Here is a 25,213-nt window from a genome sequence, read left to right on the forward strand (position 1 = left end):
CTAACATAAATCAACAATGGATACAAAAGAATTGAAGATTGCTGTTGCAGGTACCGGCTATGTTGGTCTTAGCATAGCAACGCTTTTGTCGCAACATCATCAGGTGACGGCAGTCGATGTGATTCCTGAGAAAGTAGATATGCTTAACCGTAAACAATCGCCTATTCAGGATGAGTATATAGAGAAATATTTGTCCGAAAAGGCATTGAACCTAACCGCTACGCTTGACGGCGCCAAGGCCTACAGTGACGCTGATTTTGTGATTATAGCGGCTCCTACTAACTATGATCCTGTGAAGAACTATTTTGATACCCATCATATAGAGGATGTCATTGATCTTGTTTTAAGTGTCAATCCTGATGCTGTGATGGTAATAAAGTCTACTATTCCTGTGGGATATTGCCGTGGACTTTATTTGAAGTATGCCCGAAAGGAAGTTAAGAAGCTTAATTTGCTTTTTTCTCCGGAGTTTCTTCGTGAGAGTATGGCCCTTTATGATAACTTATATCCAAGTCGTATCATTGTTGGATATCCAAAACTAATTGATGGTGAGCAGTTTGACGAGGAAAACGAAGCTATTAAGGCCATTGCTGATGTTCTCACTCTAGAGAAAGCTGCACATGCTTTCGCCGCATTGCTTCAGGAAGGTGCAATCAAGAAAGATATTCCCACTCTTTTTATGGGTATAAAGGAGGCGGAGGCTGTTAAACTGTTTGCTAATACCTACCTTGCTTTACGTGTCAGTTATTTTAATGAACTTGATACTTATGCAGAGATGAAAGGTTTGGATTCTCAATCAATCATACAAGGTGTTGGTCTGGATCCTCGTATTGGCACACATTATAATAATCCATCCTTTGGTTATGGCGGTTATTGTTTGCCTAAAGACACGAAACAACTCTTGGCTAATTATCAGGATGTACCTCAGAACATGATGACTGCTATTGTCGAAAGTAACCGTACAAGAAAAGACTTCATAGCAGATCAAGTGCTGCGTAAAGCGGGTTATTATACTGCCTCCTGTTCATGGGATGCCCAGAAAGAGCAAAAAATAACCATTGGTGTATATCGTTTGACCATGAAGTCCAATTCTGACAACTTCCGTCAAAGTGCCATTCAAGGGATTATGAAGCGTATCAAGGCAAAGGGGGCTACTATTGTGATTTTCGAGCCCACTATGCAAGATGGTGAAACTTTCTTTGGAAGTCAAGTGATCAATAATCTGGTCGAGTTTAAGGAAATAAGTCAGGCCATAATTGCCAACCGTTACGATGCTTGTCTGGATGATGTGAAAGAGAAGGTATATACTCGTGACATTTTCCAAAGAGATTAACTTTATGGTAACATACAATGTTAGTTTAGAGAACAAAGTGGTTCTAGTGACGGGTGCAGCCGGTTTTATTGGAGCCAATTTGGTAAAACGTTTGCTGAATGAGTTTGATACCGTGAAAGTCATCGGTATTGATAATATTACCGAATACTATGACGTACGTTTAAAGTATGAACGCTTACAAGAATTGTCTGCTTACGGTGACAGATTTGTTTTCATAAAAGACAGTATTGCTAAAAAGGAAATTGTTGAGTCTATTTTCACTAACTACCATCCTCAGGTAGTCGTGAACCTTGCTGCACAAGCCGGTGTACGCTATAGCATCACTAACCCTGATGCCTATATTGAAAGTAATCTTATTGGATTTTATAACATCTTAGAGTCCTGTCGTCATCATAGCGTGGAGCATTTAGTATATGCTTCTTCCAGTAGTGTGTATGGGTGCAATAAGAAAGTGCCTTATAGTACCGATGATAAGGTAGATAATCCAGTATCACTTTACGCTGCTACTAAAAAGAGCAATGAGTTAATGGCTCATGCTTATAGCAAGCTCTATAACATACCAAGCACAGGTCTGCGATTCTTCACCGTTTACGGTCCCTGCGGTCGTCCTGATATGGCTTATTTTAGCTTTACCAACAAGCTATTAAAGGGTGAGACCATACAAATTTATAATTACGGCAATTGTAAGCGCGACTTTACTTATATAGACGATATTGTAGAAGGCATAGTTCGTATTATGCAGCATGCACCGGAGAAACGGAATGGTGAGGATGGACTTCCGGTGCCACCGTATAAGGTATATAACATTGGGAATAACTCACCTGAAAATCTTCTTGATTTCGTTACTATCCTTCAGGATGAACTTATCCGTGCAGGTGTACTTCCCAACTACTATGACTTTGAATCCTACAAAGAACTAGTACCGATGCAACCTGGAGATGTGCCTGTGACATATGCTGATACTACTCCTTTGCAGCAAGATTTTGGATTTAAACCGTCAACATCATTACGTGAGGGATTGAGGAAGTTTGCAGGGTGGTATGCTAAGTATTATGGCACATTCAAATACCATCCATAGGTTGATTATATAAAAATAAAAAGATAAAATCATTATGAGTATTTTTGCAGGTAAAACCCTTATGATTACTGGTGGAACAGGTTCCTTCGGCAATGCAGTTTTGAATCGTTTCCTTCGTACCGACATCGGAGAAATCCGTATTTTTTCACGAGATGAGAAGAAGCAGGATGATATGCGTCACGAATATCAGGTAAAGTATCCTGATGTGGCACACAAAATCAAGTTCTTTATTGGCGATGTACGTAATTTGCAGTCATGTAAGAACGCAATGCCTGGAGTTGACTATATCTTTCACGCTGCGGCTTTGAAGCAGGTTCCAAGTTGTGAGTTCTTCCCCATGGAAGCAGTGAAAACCAATGTAATCGGTACAGATAACGTTTTGACGGCTGCTATCGAGGCTGGCGTTGGTGCTGTGATATGTCTATCTACGGATAAGGCTGCCTATCCTATCAATGCTATGGGTATCACGAAAGCTGTTGAGGAGAAGATTGCAGTAGCTAAGAGCCGCTACTCTGGTAAGACCAAGATTTGCTGTACGCGTTATGGCAATGTGATGTGTTCTCGTGGTTCTGTAATTCCTCTGTGGATAGAGCAAATTCGCAATGGCAATCCTGTAACTTTGACTGAGCCTACGATGACCCGCTTTATCATGTCGTTGGAAGAGGCGGTAGACCTTGTGCTCTTTGCTTTTGAACATGGGCAGAATGGTGATATCCTTGTTCAAAAAGCTCCGGCTTGTACCATCCAGACTCAGGCAGAGGCTGTTTGTGAATTATTTGGTGGCAAGAAAGAAGACATCAAGGTTATCGGTATCCGTCATGGTGAGAAGATGTATGAGACATTGCTTACCAATGAAGAATGTGCCAAGGCTGAAGATATGGGTAATTTCTATCGTGTGCCTGCTGATAATCGTGGCTTGAATTATGATAAGTTCTTCAAAGAAGGTGAAACGGAACGTAACACACTTACGGAGTTCAATTCTAATAATACTTATATATTGAATGTAGAAGAGACCAAGGTTAAAATAGCCGCTCTTGATTACATTCAAAAGGAATTGAGTGGCGAGGGTAATTTCGTACAATAGTAGAGTTATGAATATTTTAGTTACTGGTGCCAAAGGTTTTGTTGGTAGAAATCTTTGTGCTCAACTTAATAATATCAAAAACGGAAAGGCTCGTTGCTATGGCGATCTGAAGATTGAGGAGGTCTTTGAATACGATATCGATTCCACTTCCGAACAATTAGATGCCTGGTGTCAGAAAGCCGACTTTGTGTTTAACCTTGCTGGAGTGAACCGTCCCAAAGAGAATGTCGAGTTTATGAAAGGCAATTTCGGTTTTGCAAGCACATTGCTTGATACACTGAAGAAACATCATAATACTTGTCCTGTCATGCTCTCTTCCAGTGCACAAGCTTCTCTGACTGGTCGTTTCGGTAACAGTGAATACGGTCGCAGCAAAAAGGCAGGTGAAGATCTTTTTCTACAATACGGTAAGGATACAGGAGCCAAGGTATTGGTTTATCGTTTCCCGAATCTTTATGGCAAATGGTGTCGTCCCAACTACAACAGTGCTGTTGCTACATTCTGCAACAATATCGCTAACGACCTTCCTATACAAGTCAGTGATTCAAGTGTAGTACTGGAGCTGCTTTATATTGACGATCTCGTAGACGAGATGATTCATGCTTTGAAAGGCGAGGAACATCATTGCGAGTTTGAAGGTCTTGACGTACATCCATTGGTGGATGGCAGGTACTGTTATTGTCCGGTTACCCATAAGGTTACATTAGGCGAAATAGTTGATTTGCTGCATCAGTTTGCAGAAATGCCAAAGACGCTGATGATTCCTGAAATCCCGTCAGATTCGTTTGCCAAAAGATTGTATAGTACTTATCTGAGTTATTTGCCCAAAGAAAAAGCAATTTTTGATCTGAAGATGAATGTAGATCAGCGTGGTTCATTTACAGAACTTGTACATACCTTGAACTGTGGTCAGGTAAGTATAAATATCTCCAAACCGGGTATTACTAAGGGGGAACATTGGCACAATACCAAATGGGAACAATTTATCGTTGTCAGCGGTCATGGGCTCATCCAACTCCGCAAGGAAGGTACAGACGAAGTGTTGAACTACGAGGTGAGTGGTGACAAAATACAGTCTGTTATCATGCTTCCCGGATATGCCCATAACATCATCAATCTCTCCGATACGGAAGACTTGGTAACGGTTATGTACTGCAATGAGATATTCAACCCGGATAAACCGGATACATACTTTGATAAAGTGAAAAAATGATCATGGAAAAACAACCCAAATTAGATTATTCAGATATAAAGTTCAAGGATAATGGTAAGTTGAAGCTTATCATCGTAGTGGGTACTCGTCCCGAGATTATCCGTTTGGCAGCTGTTATCACCAAATGTCGTCAGTATTTTGATGTGATTCTTGCCCATACTGGTCAGAATTACGACTACAACCTCAACGGAATATTCTTTAAAGATTTGAAGTTGGCAAAGCCTGAAGTATATATGGATGCTGTAGGCGATGATTTGGGAGCCACTTGTGGCAATATCATCAACTGTTCCTATAAACTTTTTGCGCAGACAAAGCCTGATGGTGTGCTTGTGTTAGGCGATACTAATTCGTGTCTTAGTATTATTGGAGCTAAACGTTTGCACATTCCTATCTTTCATATGGAAGCTGGAAACCGTTGTAAAGACGAATGTCTTCCAGAGGAGACCAACCGACGCATCGTAGATATCATCTCTGATGTCAACATGGCCTACTCTGAGCATGCTCGCCGATACCTGGCTGACTGTGGACTCCCTAAAGAACGTACTTACGTTACTGGTTCTCCAATGGCCGAGGTACTCCGCGAGAACCTTGCAGAAATTGAGGCATCTGACGTTCACAATCGTTTGGGACTTGAAAAAGGTAAGTATATTCTGTTGAGTGCTCACCGTGAAGAGAATATTGATACCGAGAAGAATTTCCTTTCTCTCTTCAATGCCATCAATGCTATGGCTGAGAAGTACGATATGCCAATTCTCTACTCTTGTCACCCACGTTCACGCAACCGTCTTGCCGCATCAGGTTACAAACTTGACCATCGTGTGATCCTGCATGAACCTCTCGGCTTTCATGATTACAACTGCCTCCAGATGAATGCCTTTGCGGTAGTATCTGACTCAGGCACCCTCCCAGAGGAGAGTAGCTTCTTTACTTCAATAGGTCGTCCATTTCCAGCCATCTGTATCCGCACCTCTACTGAGCGCCCTGAGGCCTTGGACAAAGCGTGCTTTGTCCTCTCTGGTATTGACACTAAGGGACTGGTACAGAGCGTAGAACTTGCGGTAGAGCTCGCAAAGGATGGTAGCCACGGCATACCAGTTCCAAGTTATGTTGACGAGAATGTTTCAACGAAAGTCGTTAAGATCATTCAATCTTATGTGGGAGTGGTTAATAAGATGGTATGGAGAAAAGTTTTATAGCCTCAGTTCTGTGGTAGTTGTATTTAGATGTGATGTCCCTTCTGTTGTCATGGCTTGGGCTGTGTTTATATTTTTGGTAATATTTATAACTCATTAAAATGACAGAAGGAACGTTTGTAAAATATTTAGAAATAAAAATACAATTGATAAATGTAAATAACTTTGTAATAGGAATATCACTCATCGTAGATAATCTGGGGGCTTTACCAACCATTAACTTGAAACTGAATAGAAGCCTCCACCGAAACTATCACGTATAAAGAAGAAGGTTATAGGTAGTACTTCGTTGAGTATGAGGTTCAATCCCGCCACTTGTTCCAGAAAGAGTTTTAACGATTTTACATTTCTTCCAATGATAATAGACAATAAATTCCTTGACGAATTCTCGGATCAAGCCAAGACATACATCCTCGCTTGCGTCAGTTGTTCGACTTACGTACAACTGGCTTTGTATATTGTAATATAGTTATCATATCAATAATATGGAAGGGAAATCTTTAAAAATATTTTGTTGATATAGTAGATATAGGTTACCAGTTTATTTAGGTTCTCTCGTTATATATAGCGTAATTGGAAATATGTATCATTAGACAAGCTGCAACCAGTAGTATTGGTGATGATCTCTCTCCTTTTATGTATTATAACATATTGATTCTGTGATGTTATTTACAAACTTATGAAAGGAAATCACTTAGTGTTTTTATTAGGAGTTTAAATATATATGAAGAAGGTATATTATATAGGCTGGTATATAGCCGATGAAGATAAAGATAAATTCGTAGGAAATGTCCCGGGTAATCTTAAAATGCATTATGTAGTTGACCAATTAAAAAGAAGTGGTCATACTCCTGAAATAATCTCATTTGTCAAAAAAAAAGGAAGCACAGGGGTATATATGAATATCAACAAGACTTCGCAAGAATGCAAACTAACATACTTGACTGGTATTAGAGGGAATAGTCGAATTCTTAAAAAAATGGATTTTTTGATTAAGAAAATCATATTTACGTACTATTTCCTATTCAATTTCTCAGCTGAGGATACATTAGTCTTATATCATAGTGTAGAACTCACATTATTAGTAGCTAAACTAAAAAGACTTGTAAAAAGGAATGTAATTATTGAAGTAGAAGAGATCTATGGTTATTCTGCGGTTACTGATCGTCCATGGGTAGAAGATGAAATAGATTCCATTAAAAAAATGGATCTACATATTTGTGTCAACGATGGAATACCACAAGGCTTAAAATTGGAAACAGGTAAATTTGTCGTCAGTTTGGGTGTCGGGAATATTCCAACTAGAACAATAGATCGTTTCAATGATGGGAAAATTCATGTTGTGTATGCAGGTACAATTGAGATGAAAAAACTAGGGGCTATGACTGCTGTAGAATCTGCTAAATTTTTACCAGATTACTACATTCTGCATATTCTAGGATTTGGATCTGAAGAAAACATGAAAAAACTCAAATTAAAGATTTCAGAAGTAAATAATGATGTGGGCAGTGAACGTATCAAATATGATGGCTATAAGTCGGGAAAAGAACTTGATGACTTCTTATTTTCTTGTCATATAGGGCTCAGTTCAAATGTTATGCGTCCAAATTTCGCCAACAACTCTTTCCCGTCAAAGGTAATAACGTATATGTGTCACGATTTGTCTGTCGTTCTTGGATATGCAGAGGCTTTTTACGACGTTCCGATGTCCAGAGGCTGGCAGTTCTACCATGAATACACACCAGAAAAGATAGCTGAAGCAATTACTAAAGTAGAGATAAAACCTATTGGGTATTATCATCCTTCTATTATAAGAATGAATAGTAATCTTCAAGCATTTTTTAAGAAATATTGTTGATAATGAAAATTGCAATCATTACATTTTTTGATAACGGTAATTATGGTTCTGAACTGCAGACATTGGCAATGAATGACTATTTGAATGCAAAAGGTCATGTGACGGTTTTCTGCAAGGTAAAATCATCGAATAAAATTATTCGTGCAATAGAACTTCTATATGATAAAGTCTTATTGAAATGGTATAAGATAACAGATAAAGAAAAGAGACAATATCTTACAGACAGAGCTAAAAATCTATCCTCTCAAAGAAATATACCACCTAAATTGAGGCAGTATATTCATTCTTTTGTGAACTCTCATATTTCGTTTGGATGTATAAGTCGCTTATTACTCTTTAGAAAAGAGCGTTTTGATGCATACATTTGTGGAAGTGATCAGATTTGGTCTGCTTTGAAAATGCCTTTACTACCGTTAAATTTCCTTTATGGTATCGATAAGAAGAAAAAGATAGCATATGCTCCAAGTATTGGGTTAGATAATCCACCGTATTATTACATTAGAGAGGTAGAAAAATATGTAAAAGATTTTATTTATCTATCTGTTCGAGAAGAAGATGCAAAGAATGTTCTCAAAAAGCAGTATGGTATTGAAGCGATGCAAGTTTTAGACCCTACTCTATTACAAGGGAAGGGATTTTGGGACTCATTATTAGCGATAGAATCTAAGCAGGTGCCAACAAAACCATATGTTTTCTGCTATTTTTTAGGTAAATTAAATGAAGATATAGTCACTTGTATAAATAGAATAGCAAATGGCAAGTGTGTTATGGTGCTTCCGTATGAAGAAGATTGTGACCTTATCAAAAATGGGAAATATGAACTTGCGGATCCCCTTGATTTTGTAAACTTGATTAAGCATGCGGATTATGTATTGACTGACTCTTTTCATGGGAGCATTTTCTCTATTTTGTACGATAAGCAGTTTGTTGTCACAAAACGAACTCATGTTAGAAGAGTTTCACAAACTTCACGAATTACTTCTCTCCTCAAAATATTTAATCTTCAAAGCCAGTATTGCTCTGGGGTTGATGAAATAATTAATGCACTACAAAATAATATAGACTATTCTTTTACACATATACAACTTGAGGAAGAACAAAGAAAATCTAGGCTATTTCTTGACGGTGCACTTAATGAAATAGAAAAGAATATAAAATCATGAATAAATATCTCAATAATATAAATGCGTCGTATTGTTGCGGTTGTTCTGCATGTGTACACAAGTGTCCTAAGCAATGCCTTAGAATGTCACAGGATAAGGACGGCTTTTTTTTCCCTATTGTAAACAATCGTGAAGCTTGCATAGATTGCAGCTTGTGTGCAAAGGTTTGCCCTATGGAAAATATGGTTGAGTCAGATTATCCTCACACGTTCTATGGTGCTTACAATACAAACAAAACAGATATTGTGAATAGCTCTTCTGGTGGAATATATCCATCACTTGCAAAGTGGATAATTTCACAAGGAGGAATCGTTTTTGGAGCATCATTAGATGATGAGCATAAGCTATACCACATTGGAGTGTCCACAGAATCTGATATACAAAAAACAATTGGTTCTAAATATTTCCAAAGTGAAATAAGAGATACATACGTAGAGTGCAAGAAAGAATTAGATAAAGGACGATTGGTTTTGTATACGGGTACTCCTTGTCAGGTTCATGGACTGAAGAGGTATCTAGGAAAAGATTATGATAATCTTTATACAGCAGATGTAATTTGTCATGGTGTTCCAAGTAGTAAAATGTTTGATGCTTATATCGACTTCCTTGAGAAAAAGCATAACGGAAAGCTTGTGGATATCAATTTCAGAGACAAGAAAAGGAATGGGTGGTCTATTACACTTAGATATACTATTGAATATTCAAATGACAAAAGAAAAGACTACTATCTAATTAACAAGCTCTCAGAATATTTTATGGCTTTTCTCGGTGGCTACATTGAAAGAGAGAGTTGTTATTCTTGTCCCTTCTCTTCAATGCGTCGCCCTGGTGACATTACTATGGGTGATTTTTGGGGGTATCAGTTCAAGAGGCCAGATCTGAAGCATGATGAAGGATTGTCATTGATTATAGTAAACAGTGAGCATGGTAAAAGAATAGTTGATGTCCTTCACAGAAACGGAGTACAATTTAACGCTGTAGATGAAGAGTGTGTTAAGGCTAGTGAAAACAAGAATTTGTATAAGCCTACATTACGACCAGAGGTCAGAAGTGTGGTGTATGATGAATTGCAGAATTTTGGCTTTGAATACATTGCGAAGAAATATTTCAGACGTACGCAGACACTGAGAAATAAGGCTAAAAACTATATGCCTGTTGCATTGGTAAATATTATCAAGAAGTTAAAGTAATGAACTTAATAATTTCCATATTATTTGCATTTATAATAGGGATATTTGACGGGCATTTTTCTGTATTTGTTGCAGGCATTGTTATTACATTAGCATGCCGACTGCACTTATTGTCATTTGGGGGTAATGATTTAGCTCGTGGTAAAAGACTGATGGCGATAATTATTCCTGTTTATTTTATTGCTGCTTTGATTTTCAGTTATTCCTTTGACGCATCTCATCATTTTATAGTATCAGATCCGTCTCGATATATTCAAAGTTATTGTTTTTCGAATGTTAATTATTACAATTTTGATCAATTACGGAACTGTTATTTAGAGCTATCTGATAATAATGCTTTATATAACAGTTCTGTATTAGCCGTTTGTACATTTGCTAACAATTATTTAGGAGGATCTTCTGTACTGTTTATGACATTAATACAGACATTATTTGGATTAATGTCAATAATGATGCTGTATAGAATCCTTGTAAGACAATTTGGCTTCGAACAAGCTTTCAAATACTCTCTTCTTTTTGCATTCGGTTCTCATTTTTTGTTTTATTCTTCAGTTATTATTAGAGATATCACAATCGTTTATTTTTATCTTGTATCAACTGCGATAATTATATCAAAGTTTGAGATAAGGAATCTGATAGTTCTTATTATTTGCATACTCATAACTTGGGGCATAAGACTATATTCTGGACTCTTTTTGTTTGTGTTTTTAGGTTACTACATGTATATTATTTCCACTACTGATCGCTCTCGAAAAATCTCCTTGGTAGTATTTATTCCTGCATTATTGGTACTTGTAGGTGTAGTAATGTCCTTTTCGATCTTTGATCAGACGGTCCAAGAAATTAATGATTATTCGGAATTGTCTTTTGAGAATAGTGGAGATGGTATGGTCTCAAAATTGATGAAATTGCCTCCTGGTATCAGTCAGATTGCATTGTTACTATTTGCAATGGTCAAACCATTCCCACCTTTTTCTGTAATAAGCATTGCTGATTCTTTCTCTAGTTTTGTGATGTCTAGTGTATTCACTTTTAACAGTGTATTTTGGTTCTGCATTTTTTATGTCACTATAATTGGAATGTTGTTTAAAGGCTTTTGGGGAAAGATGAATTTTTCTGAGAAACTTCTTTTATTGGTTGTATTAGTATTTCTCATGGCGAATACAGCTCATGCTGACGTAAGGCGTATGATGCCAGTTTTTCCAATATTGTATATTTGCTTTATAAAAATGAAGGAAGAATCTGGTTCTAATTGGATGAAACAATTGACTATAGCTTTGCTAGTTTTCTATTTACTAATCGGATTTGTTATGTAAAATAGTCATACGATTGGTATTTGAATGTTAATTTATGTTATGAATAAAGTTTATGCAAATCTCAAAGAGTACTTGTTAAAAGGAATAAGTGCTCTAAAACGAGAATATTTCACTAATTATAGAAAGCGGTTAGGGCATTGTTCGCCAACAGCTTCTCTTGTAAAGCCGTTGGTTATTAAGGGGGCCAAGAATGTGTATTTGTATGAAGATACAGGTATTAAAGATGCCCTAATTATGGCGCCTAATGCAAAGTTCATAATGAAGAAACACTCTGGTGCCGCTGAGGGGCTTACTGTTATTACAGGAAATCATGAACGCCGTATTGGTCGTTTTTATAGAACGATAACAGAGGCAGATAAGCAACTTGTAGATAAAGATGTAATTGTTGAGGAAGATTGTTGGATTGGTACCAGAGTTGTACTTTTGATGGGGGTAACAGTTAGACGTGGTACTACAGTTGCAGCAGGTGCTGTAGTATCCAAATCTACGGCTCCTTATTCTATAGTTGGTGGTACTCCTGCTAAGCACATCAAATTCTATTGGACAATTAATCAGATTTTGGAGCATGAGGCTATACTATATCCAGAAGAGGAGAGATATACAAAGGAACAGCTAGAAGATTTTTTTGAAAAATATCAGAAGGGATAAGAATATGCTAAAAAGAATTCTATCAATATTCTATTCAATACGCAGATCTCTTTTACTGCGTATGCAAAAAGCGTACATATCAACACATGTAGATTGCAAAAGTGAACCAAGAGTTAAAGGAGAAGTATTTCTCAATGCAACGGCTGTGTCCCTGGGGCACGATGTTACTTTTTTCTCTGGAGCATACTTGTGGGGCACAAATATTAATATAGGAAATCGTGTCCAAATTGGCATGAATACGGTAATATTCTCTAAAAAGGGGGTGACTATTGGTAATAACACTTCGATTGCCGGTCAGTGCTATATAATTGATACTAATCACGGGACAAAAGATGGCCAATTAATACAAGATCAAGCAGATGAAGTGGCTGAGGAAGGTATTGTTATAGGAAATGACGTATGGATTGCTGCCCAGTGTATGATTCTCAAAGGTGCAAAGATTAACGATGGTGCAGTAATTGGTGCACAAACATTAGTAAATTGTGAGATTCCTAAGAATGCAATTGTTGTTGGAACGCCAGCAAAAATAATTGGTTATAGAAAAAAATAACATAATGACATATCACAATATCAAAACTAAGATTCAAAATAATAAAAGTATCGTTATAAATGTATTGGGTGCATTTATAATAAAGGGTTTGGGTCTTATTGTTAATCTTATTGCATTACCGTTATATATATCATATTTTAACGATAATGCAGTGCTTGGTGTTTGGTTTACCATATTATCTGTTCTTAACTGGATTCTCTCTTTTGATGTAGGTATTGGTAATGGCTTGAGAAATCATTTAACAGTAGCGCTAACAAATAAAGATTATGAAGAAGGTAAGCGTTTAATATCCTCGTCTTATTTAGTCTTGGGTGCATTGACACTATTTATTTCTGTTGTTTTTTACATTTTTCTTCCTTGTATAGATTGGAATTCGTTTTTTAACATATCTGATAGTGTGATACTTGCGGATTCACTAATGAATTGTATAAGAGTTACACTTATAGGTCTGTTAATATCTTTCTTTTTGCATTTGGTTAGGGGAATGTTATTTTCTTTACAACTGGCATCTATAAATAATCTCATACATTTGGTGACGAGTGTGTTGCTTGTTGCATTCTTATTTGTTGTTCAGCCAGATAATCTTGTGGAGGAAAAACTTAAACTAATATCCTATGCTTATGCTATTTTGATTAATATTCCCTTTGTTGTTGCTACAATTTGGATTTTCTTATTTTCTGAGCTAAAGAATTGTAGACCATCTATTCGATATTTCAATAAAGCAGCATCCAATAAAGTACTCGGCTTAGGTGTTGTGTTTTTTTTAATTCAGATTTTATATATGATAATAACAGTAACAAACGAATGGTTCATCACAAAATTCTTCCATCCTGAAGATACTGTAAATTATCAGGTGTATTTTAGAATTTTTTCACTTGTTGGTAGCTTACTCCTTTTATCTATGGCGCCACTATGGTCTGCCATAACCAAGGCATATGCAGAGAAAAAATATAGTTGGATTATTAAGATACAAAAGTTTTTATATTTCATTGCATTTGCATGTATCATCTTGGAGATTGCAATAATCCCAGTGTTACAACCTCTTGTTAATTTATGGTTGAAAGGAAATTCAATTACTATTGACTATTTTACGGCAACATCGTTTGCATTGTATGGTGTTATTACGATATGGATTGCAATTCAATCTACAATCGTTGCAGGATTAGGTAAATTGAAAATACAATTTTGGTTATATTTAGTTGCGGTAATTACAAAGATTATACTTATAGTGGTAATATCAAATTTCACAGAACGGTGGGAACTTGTTATGTGGGCCACGGGTATTGGACTATTGCCATATTGTTTGATACAGCCAATGTATATTAAAAGATTGCTGACAGAATTGGATTTAAATATTAATCATAGGTAGAATAATTCTTAAAATGAGGCGATGGAGAATTTTTTTTATGATACAATTTTAAAGTAGTTTCTTTCGAACTCGATTTAATAGTCGAATATATTTCTGCATAAATTAGCATCAATATCCTGAATAATTGGTGTTTCAGAAGAATGTTTAATAATTTTTCGGGGGAAATTCTTTTAAAATTCAGACACTTAATCAACGTTAGATATAACCCATGAACAATATTCTTTTTATACTCCCATCTTACAGATATGGAGGTACGATGACCTCGTTTAAAAATCTTCTATTGTTGGTTCATTCTGATTATAACATTTCAGTAAAAGCAATTGTCAACGAAGGGGATGCTTATGATTTCATAGGAAAATATGCTAATGTTTTAGATAAACGGAAGCCACAGTCACAGACCATCCAAGGTGATGTATATGGACAACCAAAGAAAAGGGTGATTGCGAAATTAGGGAAGGATTTTTTGTCGAAAATAGGAATTGATCTTGCCCCGATGATGTTGAAGAGAATGGCAAATAGACTGGATTGCAGCAATTATGATGCAGTTATTGGTTTTCAAGAGGGTTATGCTACATACTTTGTATCGCAGACTAATGCAAAAGTTAAAATCGCTTGGATACATTCCATCTATAGTCGCCTTATAGGGTTAGAAAGTAAAACGAACATTAAGTCATATAATAATATTGATAAAATAGTGTGTGTGTCAAATACGGCCAAAAATGATTTTATTCGCACCGATCCTTCACAAAAAAGTAAGCTCCATATGGTTATGAATGGATTAGATGTTAATCAAGTAAAAAATCAATCAGAATGTAAAATACCCGAGAAGAGACATGATAGCATTGATGTAATATCTGTCGGCCGTATTGATCCAATAAAGAGATTTTCAAAAATTCCTTCAATAACTGATGAGATAAGAAAGAAAGGATTGAATATCACATGGCACATTGTGGGAGGTATAGCAGATACAAAAGAATATGAATTACTTCAAAGTGAAATTAAGAAGTATCACCTTGAAGAATCTGTAATTTTGGCAGGTCAGTATCCAAACCCTTATCCTTATATAAAAAGAAGTCGATTATTAGGATGTCTTTCATCATCTGAGACTTTTAACTACACTTTGGCTGAAGCTCGGACATTAGGGGTACCAGTTGTGACAACAGACTTCCCTGCAGCGCAAGAATTTGTTGATAACGGAGTGAACGGTTTTATAACACCAATAGAACAGATTGGAAATGTAATATTTGATCTGCTGTCACATCCGAATAAATATCAAGCTGCAAAAGAAAGTATTTCGCATTACGAGTATAATAATGCTATAGTGAAAGAGCAGTTCAAATCATTGCTTAATAACGTGTAACGAGAAGACAATAACAATGAAAACAGTTCTATACCTCGGAGGTTTTGAACTTCCGGACAAAAATGCTGCAGCACAACGTGTGGTGGCAAATGCAAAACTATTGCGCGAGATGGGTTTTGAAGTCTCATTCATTGGTATTTCGAAAGACATCAAGAATGCACTGGCTGTTGTAGATGGTTTTGTGAGTACTCCTGTACCTTATCCTATAGGAATAAAACAATGGATACATCAGATTTGCACATTCATCAGTATTAAGATAATTCTTGGCAGAAAACCTGATTATGTAGTTCTCTATAATTTCCCAGCAATAGCGTCTCTCAAGATTCTGAAGGCTTGTCACAAGCACGGAATCAAGGTGGTTCACGACTTGACTGAATGGGAAAGTAATAACAGGTGGAGTCCAAGTGATATGATGAGGAAGATTGATATCAACCTTCGAATGCGTTATTGTGTGAAGAAGATGGATGGTGTGATTGCTATTAGTCGATACCTATATGACTATTACAAGAAGTATACGAACACTATTTTGGTGCCACCAACAGTAGATCTGACTGCAGGAAAATGGAATCGTCAACGAGAGTTGTCTGCTGGCGATAAAATCAAACTAGTGTATGCGGGCAGTGCCGGATTTGGTGTGAAGGACAGGCTAGATACCATTGCCAAAGCTATCGTGAAGTTCCCCAATATGCAGTTTGACGTGATTGGCATGACAGAAGGGCAGTATGTGTCTGGGTATGGAGAGTTACCGAAGGATTGTAAGAATATACTTTTCCATGGACGCTTGCCACATACGGAGACTGTGAAAGCTGTTCAAGATGCAGATTTTCAGTTCTTGATTAGAGATAGCAACCTTAAGAACAATGCTGGTTTCCCAACAAAGTTTGTGGAGTCCATAACATGCTGTACTCCAGTCATTGCGACATTGACAAGCAACATCAGTGATTATTTAAAGGATGGAAAGAACGGTTTTGTGGTAGATGATAGTCACTCGTTGGATGATGTGTTTGGGTTAATCTCGAAACTCTCTCCAAGCGAAATTATCCAAATGAAGGAAGCCTGTAAAAACTGTACTGTTTTTGATTATCGTGAATACAGAAATTCATTCGAACAAATCTTTAAATAATATGAACAAGAGAAAGATTCGTGATATAGGTAGATTGACATTCTCTCTCCTCTTTTTTGGACTATATATTCCTCATATTTTTCTTTATCTCTTCAAAAATAGTTTGAGAAAATCCATCAATGCAGATCTGGAGAGACGTAAAGAGAAGAACGAAGTCCGAATGAACAAGTGCTTGATGTTCTTGTACTACATCCATACTGACCGCTATTTCCGCAATCTCTTCTACCATAGAGTTGGTGCTGTAGTAGGTGCGTTAATCGGTTGGTGGAGACTAGGTGATAGATCTTTTGTTATCTCGAAGACTACAAAGATTGGTGAAGGTGCGTATTTCGCCCATCCTTTCGCATGTGAGATTAACGCGAAGAGCATCGGTAAGAACTTCTCATGTCGTCATCTTACTACACTGGGTAATAAAGCAGATGGTGATAATGATAACCGTCCGGTGATTGGAGATAATGTTACTCTTGGTGTGAATGTAACCATTATAGGAGGTGTGATTGTCGGTAATAATGTCATCATTGGGGCCGGTAGCGTCGTCGTGAAGGATATTCCTGACAATAGTGTAGCAGTAGGTAATCCTTGTCGAGTGATTAAAACAATTGAATAATCAGAAATGCACAAATAATGGAGAAGAAAAGAATCCTTTTTTTGGCAAACCACTTTATTACTCTTTACTCGTTTCGTAAGGAGATGATAAAAGAGATGGTGAAAAAAGGTCATGAACTATACCTTTCACTTCCTAAGAGTGAGGAGAACAAGTATTTTGAAGACCTTGGATGCCATATTGTAGAGACTGAAATTGACCGCCGTGGAGTAAATCCAATGAAGGATTTGAAGCTTATTTACTTCTATAAGAAGATGATTCCACTGGTGAATCCAGACATTATCTTCAGCTATACTATCAAACCAAATATCTATGGTACTATAGCAAGCAACGGAAAGTATAAGCAGGTATGTAACATTACAGGAACAGGGGAAACCTTCTTGAAGAGAAGTATTGTTAGCACTATTTGTAAAGTACTTTATAAGCTAAGTATCAAGAAGTGTTATAAGGTATTCTTTCAGAATACGGGTGATAGAGACTTCTTCATTAAAGAAGGTCTCATAAGAGAGAATTATGCAATGCTCCCGGGATCAGGTTGTAATCTTCAGCAGCATGTATTCATGCCACTACCGGAGGGTGACGAAATTCGTTTCCTCTTCATCGGTCGTGTAATGAAACTTAAAGGCATAGATCAGTATCTGCAAGCTGCTGAGATTGTCAAGAAAAAGTATCCAAATACAAAGTTCTACATTGCAGGTTGGAATGAGCAGTTGGAGTATATGAAGTTGGTAGAGGAAGCTCAGAAGACTGGTTCAGTAGAGTATATCGGTTTCCGTAAAGATATTGATCAATGGATTGAGAAGTGCCATTGTACCATTCTGCCTTCTCATGGAGGTGAGGGTGTTCCTAATGTATTGCTTGAGTCATCTGCTACAGGAAGAATATGCATCGGGTCAAAGATCAATGGAACTATGGATGTGATTGATGATGGTAAAACCGGTTATCTCTTCAATACGGGAGATGGTGAAGATCTTGCTCGTCAGATTGAAAAGTTCATTCAGCTTTCACCTGAAGAAAAAGCCTCCATGGGCAAGGTAGCCCGCGAGAAGGTGGAACGGGAGTTTGACCGCCAGATTGTTGTGAAGGCATATTTGGATGAAGTGACAAAGTGCTAAGCGAAAAAGCGTTTGTGAAATTATTAGGCAAACTGATATAGCGAATTGAAAATGTCCAATTTTGTCATCTTGACTTAGAATCATAAAATGTAGGTCTTCGCTATCGAATAAAAAACGATAACATTATATATAGTTCAACTGATTTTAAAAACTTATTTATCCCCAATAAAGTGGAAGTAGTCCCCAGGGAGAGTCCTTACAATCTTTTTGCATACGCAATGAAGTGCTACTATAATTTGTGTTACAAATGGTACAAGGATATACATTATAAATTAGTATCAGTACAAGTGAAGGGTATTCCTACTATTGCTTCAACAGTAGATAAGAAAAGTTCTTCTTCTGTACCTTTAGTAGAATTAACAGTACCTCAGTTTTGGAGTTCTGCAAGAAAATTTTAAAAGAAATAGTATTGTGATGTTGGGATTATAGAAATCTCTTACCGATAATAATAGGTGTGAAATAAAGTTGAAAAATCAATGTCCATTTTGATGTTTTTGTGTAGATTGTACTGAGAAGCGCTTTACCGTGCGCTATATGTCAAAATTGGACGACTATTAGATATATTCCGATATTATATTTTATGATAACATATTTTATTATATTCATTTTACTTTTCGTTGTAGAAATCGTCTATTTTCGTATTGCGGATAAGTGTAATATTATTGATAAACCCAATGAACGGTCATCGCACTCTACGATTGTATTGCGTGGTGGTGGCATACTCTTCTTGATCAATGCATGGGTTTGGAGTGCGTTCTTCGGGTTCCAATATCCTTGGTTTTTAGCAGGACTAACATTGGTGGCAGGCGTAAGTTTCGTAGATGACATTCATTCATTACCGGATTCAGTGAGGTTAGTGGCACAGTTTGTAGCTGCGTCAATGGCTTTTTATCAGTTGGATATATTGCATTGGTCAATGTGGTGGATAATACTACTGTCGCTAATAATATATGTGGGTGCGACAAATGTAATAAACTTTATGGATGGAATCAATGGTATTACGGCAGGATATGCTTTAGCTGTATTGGTCACGTTGGCATTGGTAAATATGAATGGCGTTTTTGTTGAACAGAGTTTGATTATATCTACGATTCTCGCTTCACTGGTATTTTGTTTTTTCAATTTCCGGCCGCGAGGTAAGGCTAGATGTTTTGCCGGGGATGTTGGCTCTATCGGCATTGCCTTTATCATGCTGTTTCTATTGGGTAATGTGATAATCAAGACTACGGATATTACTTGGCTGATATTTTTATTAGTATATGGTGTGGATGGTTGTCTAACTATTGCACATCGTATTATGTTGCACGAGAATTTGGGCGAGGCACACCGTAAGCACGCCTATCAGATTATGGCTAATGAATTAAAGATTGGACATGTAAAGGTGACATCTCTGTATATGGTTATGCAGTTATTGATTTCTCTTGGATTTATTTATCTCTGTCCCAATACAGTGCTTGCTCACTGGCTGTATTTGGTTATTACATTGGTTGTATTAACTATTACTTACATCTTGTTTATGAAAAAATACTACCATTTACATGAGGAATATCTCGCATCATTGAAAAAATAATAGTTATGGAATTTGATAAAGAATTTTTGGGAAAATTATTGGAACAGGCTATGGAGAATCCACGTTTGCGTCAGAACTTCGACTTGCGTACTTCATCTGCCGACACCAGCCAACGTATGCTCAACGCCTTGCAACCACAAACAGAAGTGTCTATTCATCGGCATGAAAAGACGGCGGAAACTGTAATATGTCTTGTAGGTAAATTAGAAGAAATTATCTATGAAGAAGTGAATGAATACGTTCATGAGGCAACTTCCTGTTGTGATGATGTGATAAGACAAAAAAGTTTTAAAGAAGTTTCACGTCAAGTACTGTCTCCTGCAGAAGGTAAATTCGGTATCCAAATACCTGCAGGGGCGTGGCATACGATAAATGTTATAGAGCCTTCTGTTATTTTTGAAGCAAAAGACGGGGCATATAATGAATTTGGAAATACAACAGATAAAAAGTGATTGAGTTTTAATAAAGATAGAATAAAAAATAATAGAAATATATGAAGAGAATAAAACAACTAGCCTATTACGTATTGGCGGCTTTTCTGTTAACAGCCTGTCAGTCTTACAAAAAAGTACCTTATTTGCAGGATGCTGAAGTGGTATTATATAGTACTCAGGACGCACAGCTGTATGATGCGAAGATTATGCCAAAGGATTTGTTAACCATTGTAGTATCGTGTACTAGTCCTGAACTGGCGGCACCCTTCAATCTGACGGTAGCTACGCAGGGTAATACCAATTTAAGTTCTACAACCACCCAGCCTGTTCTGCAGCAATATCTGGTTGATAATGACGGTAATATCAATTTCCCAGTATTGGGTGAACTGCATGTTGGTGGACTGACTAAGAAAGCAACTGAACAGATGATTGTGGAAAAACTGAAACCTTATATTAAGGAGATACCTATTGTGACAGTACGTATGGTGAATTATAAGATTTCCGTGATCGGAGAAGTTGCCCGTCCCGGTACATTTACGATTTCCAATGAGAAAGTGAACATCTTGGAAGCTCTGGCTATGGCTGGTGATATGACTGTATACGGTCTACGTGATGATGTTAAGTTAATACGGGAGAATGCTAATGGAAAGCAGGAAATTATTCCGTTAGATCTGAATAAAGCGGGGACTATTCTCTCTCCTTATTATTATTTACAACAGAATGATATCATCTATGTGACTCCCAATAAGGCGAAAGCACGAAATTCAGATGTCGGAAACAGTACAAGCCTTTGGTTCTCTGCTACTTCCATCCTTGTCTCTATTGCCAGTTTGTTGTTTAATATTTTAAAATAGAAAGGGAGAGTTATGAAGGAAGAAAATCAAAATGGAAAGGAACGTCAAATAGCTGAGGAGCAGATCGATTTCCGGGCATTGCTTTTTAAATATATTATTCATTGGCCTTGGTTTATAGGGGCAGTGTTGTTATGTCTTGTTGGTGCATGGTTTTATCTGCACTGGGCTACTCCTATTTATAATATTTCAGCCACTGTTCTGATAAAAGATGAGAAGAAAGGCGGAGGTACCGGACTTTCCTCGGAATTGGAGGATATGGGGTTAAGTGGGGTGATGACTTCTTCTAAGAATATTGACAATGAACTGGAGGTCTTGCGTTCGAAAACACTTGTAAAAGAGGTTGTTAATCAATTAAACCTGTATATAACTTATACAGATGAGGATGATTTTCCTGCTAAAGGTTTGTATAAGACGTCTCCGGTACAAGTAAGTTTGACACCTCAGGAGGCTGAGAAACTAAGTTCTCCAATGGTAGTGGAAATGACACTACAGCCTAAAGGTAGTATGGATGTAAATGTTACTATAGGTGAGAAGGGATATCAGAAGCATTTTGAGAAGCTGCCTGCTATCTTCCCGACTGATGAGGGTACGTTGGCTTTCTTTCAGGAAGCTGATTCGGTAGCTTTGCAGGATGGGACGAAAGTTCCTCGGATGGAGAAGAACGTACGTCATATAACTGCGACTATCAACAAACCGATGAGAGTGGCAAAAGGATATTGTAACAGTCTGTCTATTGCACCTACTTCTAAAACTACTTCTGTGGCCGTGATTTCGTTAAAAAATTCTAGTTTGCAACGTGGGCAGGATTTTATCAACCAATTACTGGAGATGTATAATCGCAATACGAATAATGATAAAAACGAAATTGCTCAGAAAACAGCTGAATTTATTGATGAACGTATTAGTATTATTTCAAAAGAATTGGGAAGTACAGAAGCAGATTTAGAAACTTTCAAGCGTGATGCCGGTATAACGGATTTGTCGAGTGAAGCTCAGATTGCCTTGGCTGGTAATGCTGAATATGAAAAGAAAAGTGTGGAGAACCGTACTCAAATCAGTTTGGTGAATGACTTGCGCAAGTATCTGAGAGGCAATGAATACGAAGTATTGCCGAGCAATGTGGGTTTACAGGATGCTGCTTTGATCTGGAGCCATTGAACGCTACTAACGAAATGCTTATTGAGCGTAAACGCCTGCTGCGTACATCAACAGAGAATAACCCTGCTATTGTTAACTTGGATACGAGTATCCGTGCTATGAAAGCTAATGTACAGGCTACTCTTGAAGGAACCTTGCAGGGGTTGATGATCACCAAAGAGAGCCTTGACCGTGAAGCGAGCCGCTATTCTCGTCGTATCAGCAACGCTCCGGGACAGGAACGTGCTTATGTGAGTATTGCCCGTCAGCAAGAAATCAAAGCAGGATTGTATCTGATGTTGTTACAGAAACGTGAAGAGAATGCTATTGCGCTTGCTGCCCCTGCGAATAATGCGAAGATCATTGATGAAGCGATAGCTGACGATATTCCGGTATCCCCCAAACGCTCTATGATCTATTTGATTGCATTGATGCTTGGTGTTGGAATTCCGGTTGGCATCATTTATTTGATTGAACTGACGAAATTCAAGATCGAAGGTCGTGCCGATGTGGAGAAACTAACGAGTGTTCCTGTTGTCGGTGATATTCCATTAACTGATGAGAAGAATGATAAGAATGGCTCTATCGCTGTCTTCGAGAACAAGAATAATCTGATGAGTGAAACTTTCCGTAATATTCGGACCAATCTTCAGTTTATGCTAGATAATGATCAGAAGGTGATCCTTGTGACCTCAACTGTCAGTGGTGAAGGAAAATCGTTTGTTTCGTCGAATTTGGCTATCAGTCTTTCTCTTTTGGGAAAGAAAGTGGTGATTGTCGGACTCGATATTCGTAAGCCGGGGTTGAATAAAGTATTCCAGCTCTCTAATAAGGAGAGAGGTATTACTCAGTATCTTTCCAATCCTGAAACGGATTTGATGGAACTTGTTCAGCCTTCTGATGTAAATAAGAATCTGTTTATTCTTCCGGGTGGTACTGTTCCTCCTAATCCGACAGAATTGTTAGCCCGTAACGGTTTGGACAGAGCGATAGAAACTTTGAAGAAGAACTTCGATTATGTCATCCTTGATACTGCTCCTATCGGCATGGTGACGGATACCTTATTAATAGGTCGTGTAGCAGACTTGTCAGTTTATGTATGCCGTGCTGACTACACTCATAAGGCGGAATATACATTGATCAATGAACTGTCTTTTGAGAAGAAGCTGCCTAATCTTTGTACTGTCATTAACGGCGTAGACCTGAAGAAGCGAAAATACGGTTATTACTACGGCTACGGTAAGTATGGCAAGCATTATGGATATGGTAAACGTTATGGTTACGGCTATGGATATGGTCAGACCAAAAGTGAAAGAAAAGACTAGTAAATTTGAAATAAAATATGAAAAAAGCGTAGGAAATGGGTGAATAATTTTGTATCTTTATTGCTTATAAACCAAGCATAAAGATACAATGAATCAACCTGATTTTGTAGTGAAATGCTACAATAAACAAGACTTAGCCCAAATGTATTTCCCTGATATAACTGTTCGCGCTTCAGTAAATAAACTTCGTCGCTGGATGCGTAGATGTCAACCATTAATGGATGAGATACTTTCTACGGATTTTCATCCGAAAACGAAAGCTTTTTCTGTGCGGGAAGTAAGGTTAATCACCTACTATTTGGGTAAGCCGGGAGATTTGTAACCCCAAATCTTTTTTATTCATTCAACAAAAAAACTACGGGAGGCAGCACTTTCGCCATCTCCCGTAGTTTTTTTATAATCCTGAATATTCTTTTCTCGGATCGTAGCAAGGACATGCCTTGTGGATCGTAGCGCTCAGCTGATAATGTCCTGCTATCTGCGCCTCCGGATACTGATGCTTGAGAATCGTCAACAGATCGAGCAGAGCAAAGCGTTGTGCCGTAGTTCTCGTATCCGCCGGTCTGCCATTTTCATCCAGCCCGCCTTCATAACAAATCCCGATACTATGCCTGTTAAATCCACGCACATGGGCACCGATTTCGGAGACGGGACGACAATGATGAAGAACTCCGTCCCGGGTGATATAAAAATGATAGCCAATATCACGAAAACCCCGTTGCAAATGACATTCTCGAAGCCGTTCTACAGGGAAGGAAACATTGCAGCGCGTAGCGCTGCAATGAATCACCAACAACTTAATCTCTCTCGGGAGATACTCATCTTTAGAACTTTCCATGCGGATGTATTACAGATGAGCCGTACAGGACGTTACCCCGATAGCAGAAATGATAGACGTTGCAATTGTCACAATGAACTGAAGAATATTCTTCCAAACTTGCTTTTTCATACAATTTTAATCTTTAATAGTAAATAATGATTGATTAAACAGTCGGGTCCGGAGCTTCATCGCCATCGTCACCTGAACCACCGCCGGGCTGATCGCCCTTACCATCGTCCGGCAACGGTTCGTCTCCCGAATCGGGCTTACCGTCACTCTTATACAGTGCAAAGTCCAGTGTTTTACACAACTTGCGGAGATCACTTCCCGGATAGAAAAGCACTTTACCTTTCTCGATACACGATGCCTTGAATTCCTTCTCCGTTGCGGTAGCCGTTGCCGTCTTAAGACTCATGCGGAAATTCCCCAGATCGCCCATCTGAACGATATTCCCTTCATCCAGTACATTGACGATTTCGAGCAGAAACTCTCCGATACAACCTTCCAACTCGCCTTTTGAATAAGACGAACGTTCGGTAATACGTTTGCAGACCTCCTTGACGGTCACTTTCCGTCCGCTACGTGCCACTGCATAATACTTGGGAGCTTCACTAGGTTTCAACAGGTTCTTGCGAGCCATAACAACATAATTCTGTGCCATAATTTTTAATACTTAATACTTATTACTTAATACTTATTACCTGTAACCGATTACACAACAAAGATACTACATGGGCAAGTGCCCGTGATGTGCAGTGACGCACACAGACGCACTGATAAAAGGAAAAAACATTGAGAAGATTGTATTGAATCTTCCCAATGTTTGCATCCGATCATTGAGAAGGTTTTTTCAAACTTCCCAATGTTTTCAGAGAG

The 25,213-nt window shown here is 37.8% G+C and carries 23 protein-coding genes and 1 pseudogene; 21 read left to right on the forward strand and 3 right to left on the reverse strand.

The window, feature by feature from the left end:
- Positions 1-16: 16 nt before the first annotated feature.
- The 21 genes and pseudogenes from BT_RS01850 to BT_RS01950 all read left to right on the forward strand — a co-directional run bounded on the left by BT_RS01850 (position 17) and on the right by BT_RS01950 (position 23,839).
- Positions 17-1,333 carry a nucleotide sugar dehydrogenase gene (locus BT_RS01850; RefSeq protein WP_011107229.1) on the forward strand — a complete coding sequence of 439 codons (1,317 nt, stop codon included), beginning with the start codon at positions 17-19 and terminating at the stop codon, positions 1,331-1,333.
- A gap of 4 nt (positions 1,334-1,337) precedes the next feature.
- On the forward strand, positions 1,338-2,411 hold the full coding sequence (locus BT_RS01855) for an NAD-dependent epimerase/dehydratase family protein (protein ID WP_011107230.1): 1,074 nt from the start codon (positions 1,338-1,340) through the stop codon (positions 2,409-2,411).
- A 34-nt stretch (positions 2,412-2,445) separates the two neighbouring features.
- On the forward strand, positions 2,446-3,495 hold the full coding sequence (locus BT_RS01860; protein WP_011107231.1) for a polysaccharide biosynthesis protein: 1,050 nt from the start codon (positions 2,446-2,448) through the stop codon (positions 3,493-3,495).
- Positions 3,496-3,502: 7 nt separating this feature from the next.
- Positions 3,503-4,708, forward strand: a complete 1,206-nt coding sequence (locus BT_RS01865; RefSeq protein WP_011107232.1) for an NAD-dependent epimerase/dehydratase family protein — start codon at positions 3,503-3,505, stop codon at positions 4,706-4,708.
- Between the two features lie 2 nt (positions 4,709-4,710).
- The gene (locus tag BT_RS01870; protein ID WP_011107233.1) at positions 4,711-5,904 is read left to right on the forward strand and encodes a UDP-N-acetyl glucosamine 2-epimerase; all 1,194 of its coding nucleotides are present in this window, start codon (positions 4,711-4,713) and stop codon (positions 5,902-5,904) included.
- Between the two features lie 721 nt (positions 5,905-6,625).
- Positions 6,626-7,759, forward strand: coding sequence for a hypothetical protein (locus tag BT_RS01875; RefSeq protein WP_011107234.1), 1,134 nt, complete (start codon positions 6,626-6,628; stop codon positions 7,757-7,759).
- Positions 7,760-7,761: 2 nt separating this feature from the next.
- Entirely contained in the window at positions 7,762-8,922 is a 1,161-nt protein-coding gene (locus BT_RS01880; RefSeq protein WP_011107235.1) for a polysaccharide pyruvyl transferase family protein, read from the forward strand.
- Positions 8,923-9,095: 173 nt separating this feature from the next.
- The gene (locus tag BT_RS01885; RefSeq protein ID WP_162303147.1) at positions 9,096-10,112 is read left to right on the forward strand and encodes a Coenzyme F420 hydrogenase/dehydrogenase, beta subunit C-terminal domain; all 1,017 of its coding nucleotides are present in this window, start codon (positions 9,096-9,098) and stop codon (positions 10,110-10,112) included.
- Positions 10,112-11,428 carry a hypothetical protein gene (locus BT_RS01890; RefSeq protein ID WP_011107237.1) on the forward strand — a complete coding sequence of 439 codons (1,317 nt, stop codon included), beginning with the start codon at positions 10,112-10,114 and terminating at the stop codon, positions 11,426-11,428. The genes BT_RS01885 and BT_RS01890 overlap by 1 nt, the downstream gene beginning before the upstream one ends.
- 39 nt (positions 11,429-11,467) lie before the next feature.
- Positions 11,468-12,076, forward strand: a complete 609-nt coding sequence (locus BT_RS01895; RefSeq protein ID WP_162303148.1) for an acyltransferase — start codon at positions 11,468-11,470, stop codon at positions 12,074-12,076.
- Between the two features lie 4 nt (positions 12,077-12,080).
- Positions 12,081-12,626, forward strand: coding sequence for an acyltransferase (locus BT_RS01900; protein ID WP_011107239.1), 546 nt, complete (start codon positions 12,081-12,083; stop codon positions 12,624-12,626).
- Between the two features lie 4 nt (positions 12,627-12,630).
- Positions 12,631-13,995: an O-antigen export protein gene (locus BT_RS01905; RefSeq protein WP_011107240.1), complete on the forward strand. Its 1,365-nt coding sequence runs from the start codon at positions 12,631-12,633 to the stop codon at positions 13,993-13,995.
- A 208-nt stretch (positions 13,996-14,203) separates the two neighbouring features.
- Positions 14,204-15,355, forward strand: coding sequence for a glycosyltransferase (locus BT_RS01910; protein WP_011107241.1), 1,152 nt, complete (start codon positions 14,204-14,206; stop codon positions 15,353-15,355).
- 16 nt (positions 15,356-15,371) lie between these two features.
- Entirely contained in the window at positions 15,372-16,478 is a 1,107-nt protein-coding gene (locus tag BT_RS01915; protein ID WP_011107242.1) for a glycosyltransferase family 4 protein, read from the forward strand.
- A 1-nt stretch (position 16,479) separates the two neighbouring features.
- Positions 16,480-17,085, forward strand: a complete 606-nt coding sequence (locus tag BT_RS01920; RefSeq protein WP_011107243.1) for a serine acetyltransferase — start codon at positions 16,480-16,482, stop codon at positions 17,083-17,085.
- Positions 17,086-17,102: 17 nt separating this feature from the next.
- The gene (locus BT_RS01925) at positions 17,103-18,197 is read left to right on the forward strand and encodes a glycosyltransferase family 4 protein (RefSeq protein WP_011107244.1); all 1,095 of its coding nucleotides are present in this window, start codon (positions 17,103-17,105) and stop codon (positions 18,195-18,197) included.
- Positions 18,198-18,777: 580 nt separating this feature from the next.
- Positions 18,778-19,767: an MraY family glycosyltransferase gene (locus BT_RS01930; RefSeq protein WP_011107246.1), complete on the forward strand. Its 990-nt coding sequence runs from the start codon at positions 18,778-18,780 to the stop codon at positions 19,765-19,767.
- A gap of 5 nt (positions 19,768-19,772) precedes the next feature.
- Entirely contained in the window at positions 19,773-20,219 is a 447-nt protein-coding gene (locus BT_RS01935; protein ID WP_011107247.1) for a WbuC family cupin fold metalloprotein, read from the forward strand.
- Between the two features lie 41 nt (positions 20,220-20,260).
- A complete protein-coding gene (locus BT_RS01940; RefSeq protein WP_011107248.1) occupies positions 20,261-21,055 on the forward strand; it encodes a polysaccharide biosynthesis/export family protein in 795 nt (264 codons plus the stop codon).
- Positions 21,056-21,067: 12 nt separating this feature from the next.
- A pseudogene (locus BT_RS24885) lies at positions 21,068-23,517 on the forward strand (GumC family protein).
- Between the two features lie 88 nt (positions 23,518-23,605).
- On the forward strand, positions 23,606-23,839 hold the full coding sequence (locus BT_RS01950) for a DUF4248 domain-containing protein (RefSeq protein ID WP_008760682.1): 234 nt from the start codon (positions 23,606-23,608) through the stop codon (positions 23,837-23,839).
- Positions 23,840-23,911: 72 nt separating this feature from the next.
- Here BT_RS01950 and BT_RS01955 read toward each other — a convergent pair whose 3' ends face one another.
- From BT_RS01955 to BT_RS01965, 3 genes are read right to left on the reverse strand one after another with little or no spacing between them, the layout of a single operon-like run.
- A complete protein-coding gene (locus BT_RS01955) occupies positions 23,912-24,355 on the reverse strand; it encodes an N-acetylmuramoyl-L-alanine amidase (RefSeq protein WP_008760683.1) in 444 nt (147 codons plus the stop codon).
- 9 nt (positions 24,356-24,364) lie between these two features.
- Positions 24,365-24,466 (reverse strand): smalltalk protein, encoded by a 102-nt coding sequence (locus tag BT_RS01960; RefSeq protein ID WP_008766084.1) that lies wholly within the window; start codon positions 24,464-24,466, stop codon positions 24,365-24,367.
- A 34-nt stretch (positions 24,467-24,500) separates the two neighbouring features.
- Positions 24,501-24,998: an HU family DNA-binding protein gene (locus tag BT_RS01965; RefSeq protein ID WP_011107253.1), complete on the reverse strand. Its 498-nt coding sequence runs from the start codon at positions 24,996-24,998 to the stop codon at positions 24,501-24,503.
- Between the last annotated feature and the right edge of the window lie 215 nt (positions 24,999-25,213).

The sequence above is a fragment of the Bacteroides thetaiotaomicron VPI-5482 genome (assembly GCF_000011065.1).
Classification (GTDB): domain Bacteria; phylum Bacteroidota; class Bacteroidia; order Bacteroidales; family Bacteroidaceae; genus Bacteroides; species Bacteroides thetaiotaomicron.

Coding starts and splice junctions, on each gene's coding strand:
- BT_RS01920 (WP_011107243.1), top strand. CDS start 16,480: ATGAACAAGAGAAAGATTCGTGATATAGGTAGATTGACATTCTCTCTC.
- BT_RS01885 (WP_162303147.1), top strand. CDS start 9,096: ATGGAAAATATGGTTGAGTCAGATTATCCTCACACGTTCTATGGTGCT.
- BT_RS01900 (WP_011107239.1), top strand. CDS start 12,081: ATGCTAAAAAGAATTCTATCAATATTCTATTCAATACGCAGATCTCTT.
- BT_RS01905 (WP_011107240.1), top strand. CDS start 12,631: ATGACATATCACAATATCAAAACTAAGATTCAAAATAATAAAAGTATC.
- BT_RS01940 (WP_011107248.1), top strand. CDS start 20,261: ATGAAGAGAATAAAACAACTAGCCTATTACGTATTGGCGGCTTTTCTG.
- BT_RS01860 (WP_011107231.1), top strand. CDS start 2,446: ATGAGTATTTTTGCAGGTAAAACCCTTATGATTACTGGTGGAACAGGT.
- BT_RS01925 (WP_011107244.1), top strand. CDS start 17,103: ATGGAGAAGAAAAGAATCCTTTTTTTGGCAAACCACTTTATTACTCTT.
- BT_RS01965 (WP_011107253.1), bottom strand. CDS start 24,998: ATGGCACAGAATTATGTTGTTATGGCTCGCAAGAACCTGTTGAAACCT.
- BT_RS01880 (WP_011107235.1), top strand. CDS start 7,762: ATGAAAATTGCAATCATTACATTTTTTGATAACGGTAATTATGGTTCT.
- BT_RS01935 (WP_011107247.1), top strand. CDS start 19,773: ATGGAATTTGATAAAGAATTTTTGGGAAAATTATTGGAACAGGCTATG.
- BT_RS01950 (WP_008760682.1), top strand. CDS start 23,606: ATGAATCAACCTGATTTTGTAGTGAAATGCTACAATAAACAAGACTTA.
- BT_RS01930 (WP_011107246.1), top strand. CDS start 18,778: ATGATAACATATTTTATTATATTCATTTTACTTTTCGTTGTAGAAATC.
- BT_RS01955 (WP_008760683.1), bottom strand. CDS start 24,355: ATGGAAAGTTCTAAAGATGAGTATCTCCCGAGAGAGATTAAGTTGTTG.
- BT_RS01915 (WP_011107242.1), top strand. CDS start 15,372: ATGAAAACAGTTCTATACCTCGGAGGTTTTGAACTTCCGGACAAAAAT.
- BT_RS01850 (WP_011107229.1), top strand. CDS start 17: ATGGATACAAAAGAATTGAAGATTGCTGTTGCAGGTACCGGCTATGTT.
- BT_RS01855 (WP_011107230.1), top strand. CDS start 1,338: ATGGTAACATACAATGTTAGTTTAGAGAACAAAGTGGTTCTAGTGACG.
- BT_RS01865 (WP_011107232.1), top strand. CDS start 3,503: ATGAATATTTTAGTTACTGGTGCCAAAGGTTTTGTTGGTAGAAATCTT.
- BT_RS01890 (WP_011107237.1), top strand. CDS start 10,112: ATGAACTTAATAATTTCCATATTATTTGCATTTATAATAGGGATATTT.
- BT_RS01910 (WP_011107241.1), top strand. CDS start 14,204: ATGAACAATATTCTTTTTATACTCCCATCTTACAGATATGGAGGTACG.
- BT_RS01875 (WP_011107234.1), top strand. CDS start 6,626: ATGAAGAAGGTATATTATATAGGCTGGTATATAGCCGATGAAGATAAA.
- BT_RS01870 (WP_011107233.1), top strand. CDS start 4,711: ATGGAAAAACAACCCAAATTAGATTATTCAGATATAAAGTTCAAGGAT.
- BT_RS01960 (WP_008766084.1), bottom strand. CDS start 24,466: ATGAAAAAGCAAGTTTGGAAGAATATTCTTCAGTTCATTGTGACAATT.
- BT_RS01895 (WP_162303148.1), top strand. CDS start 11,468: ATGAATAAAGTTTATGCAAATCTCAAAGAGTACTTGTTAAAAGGAATA.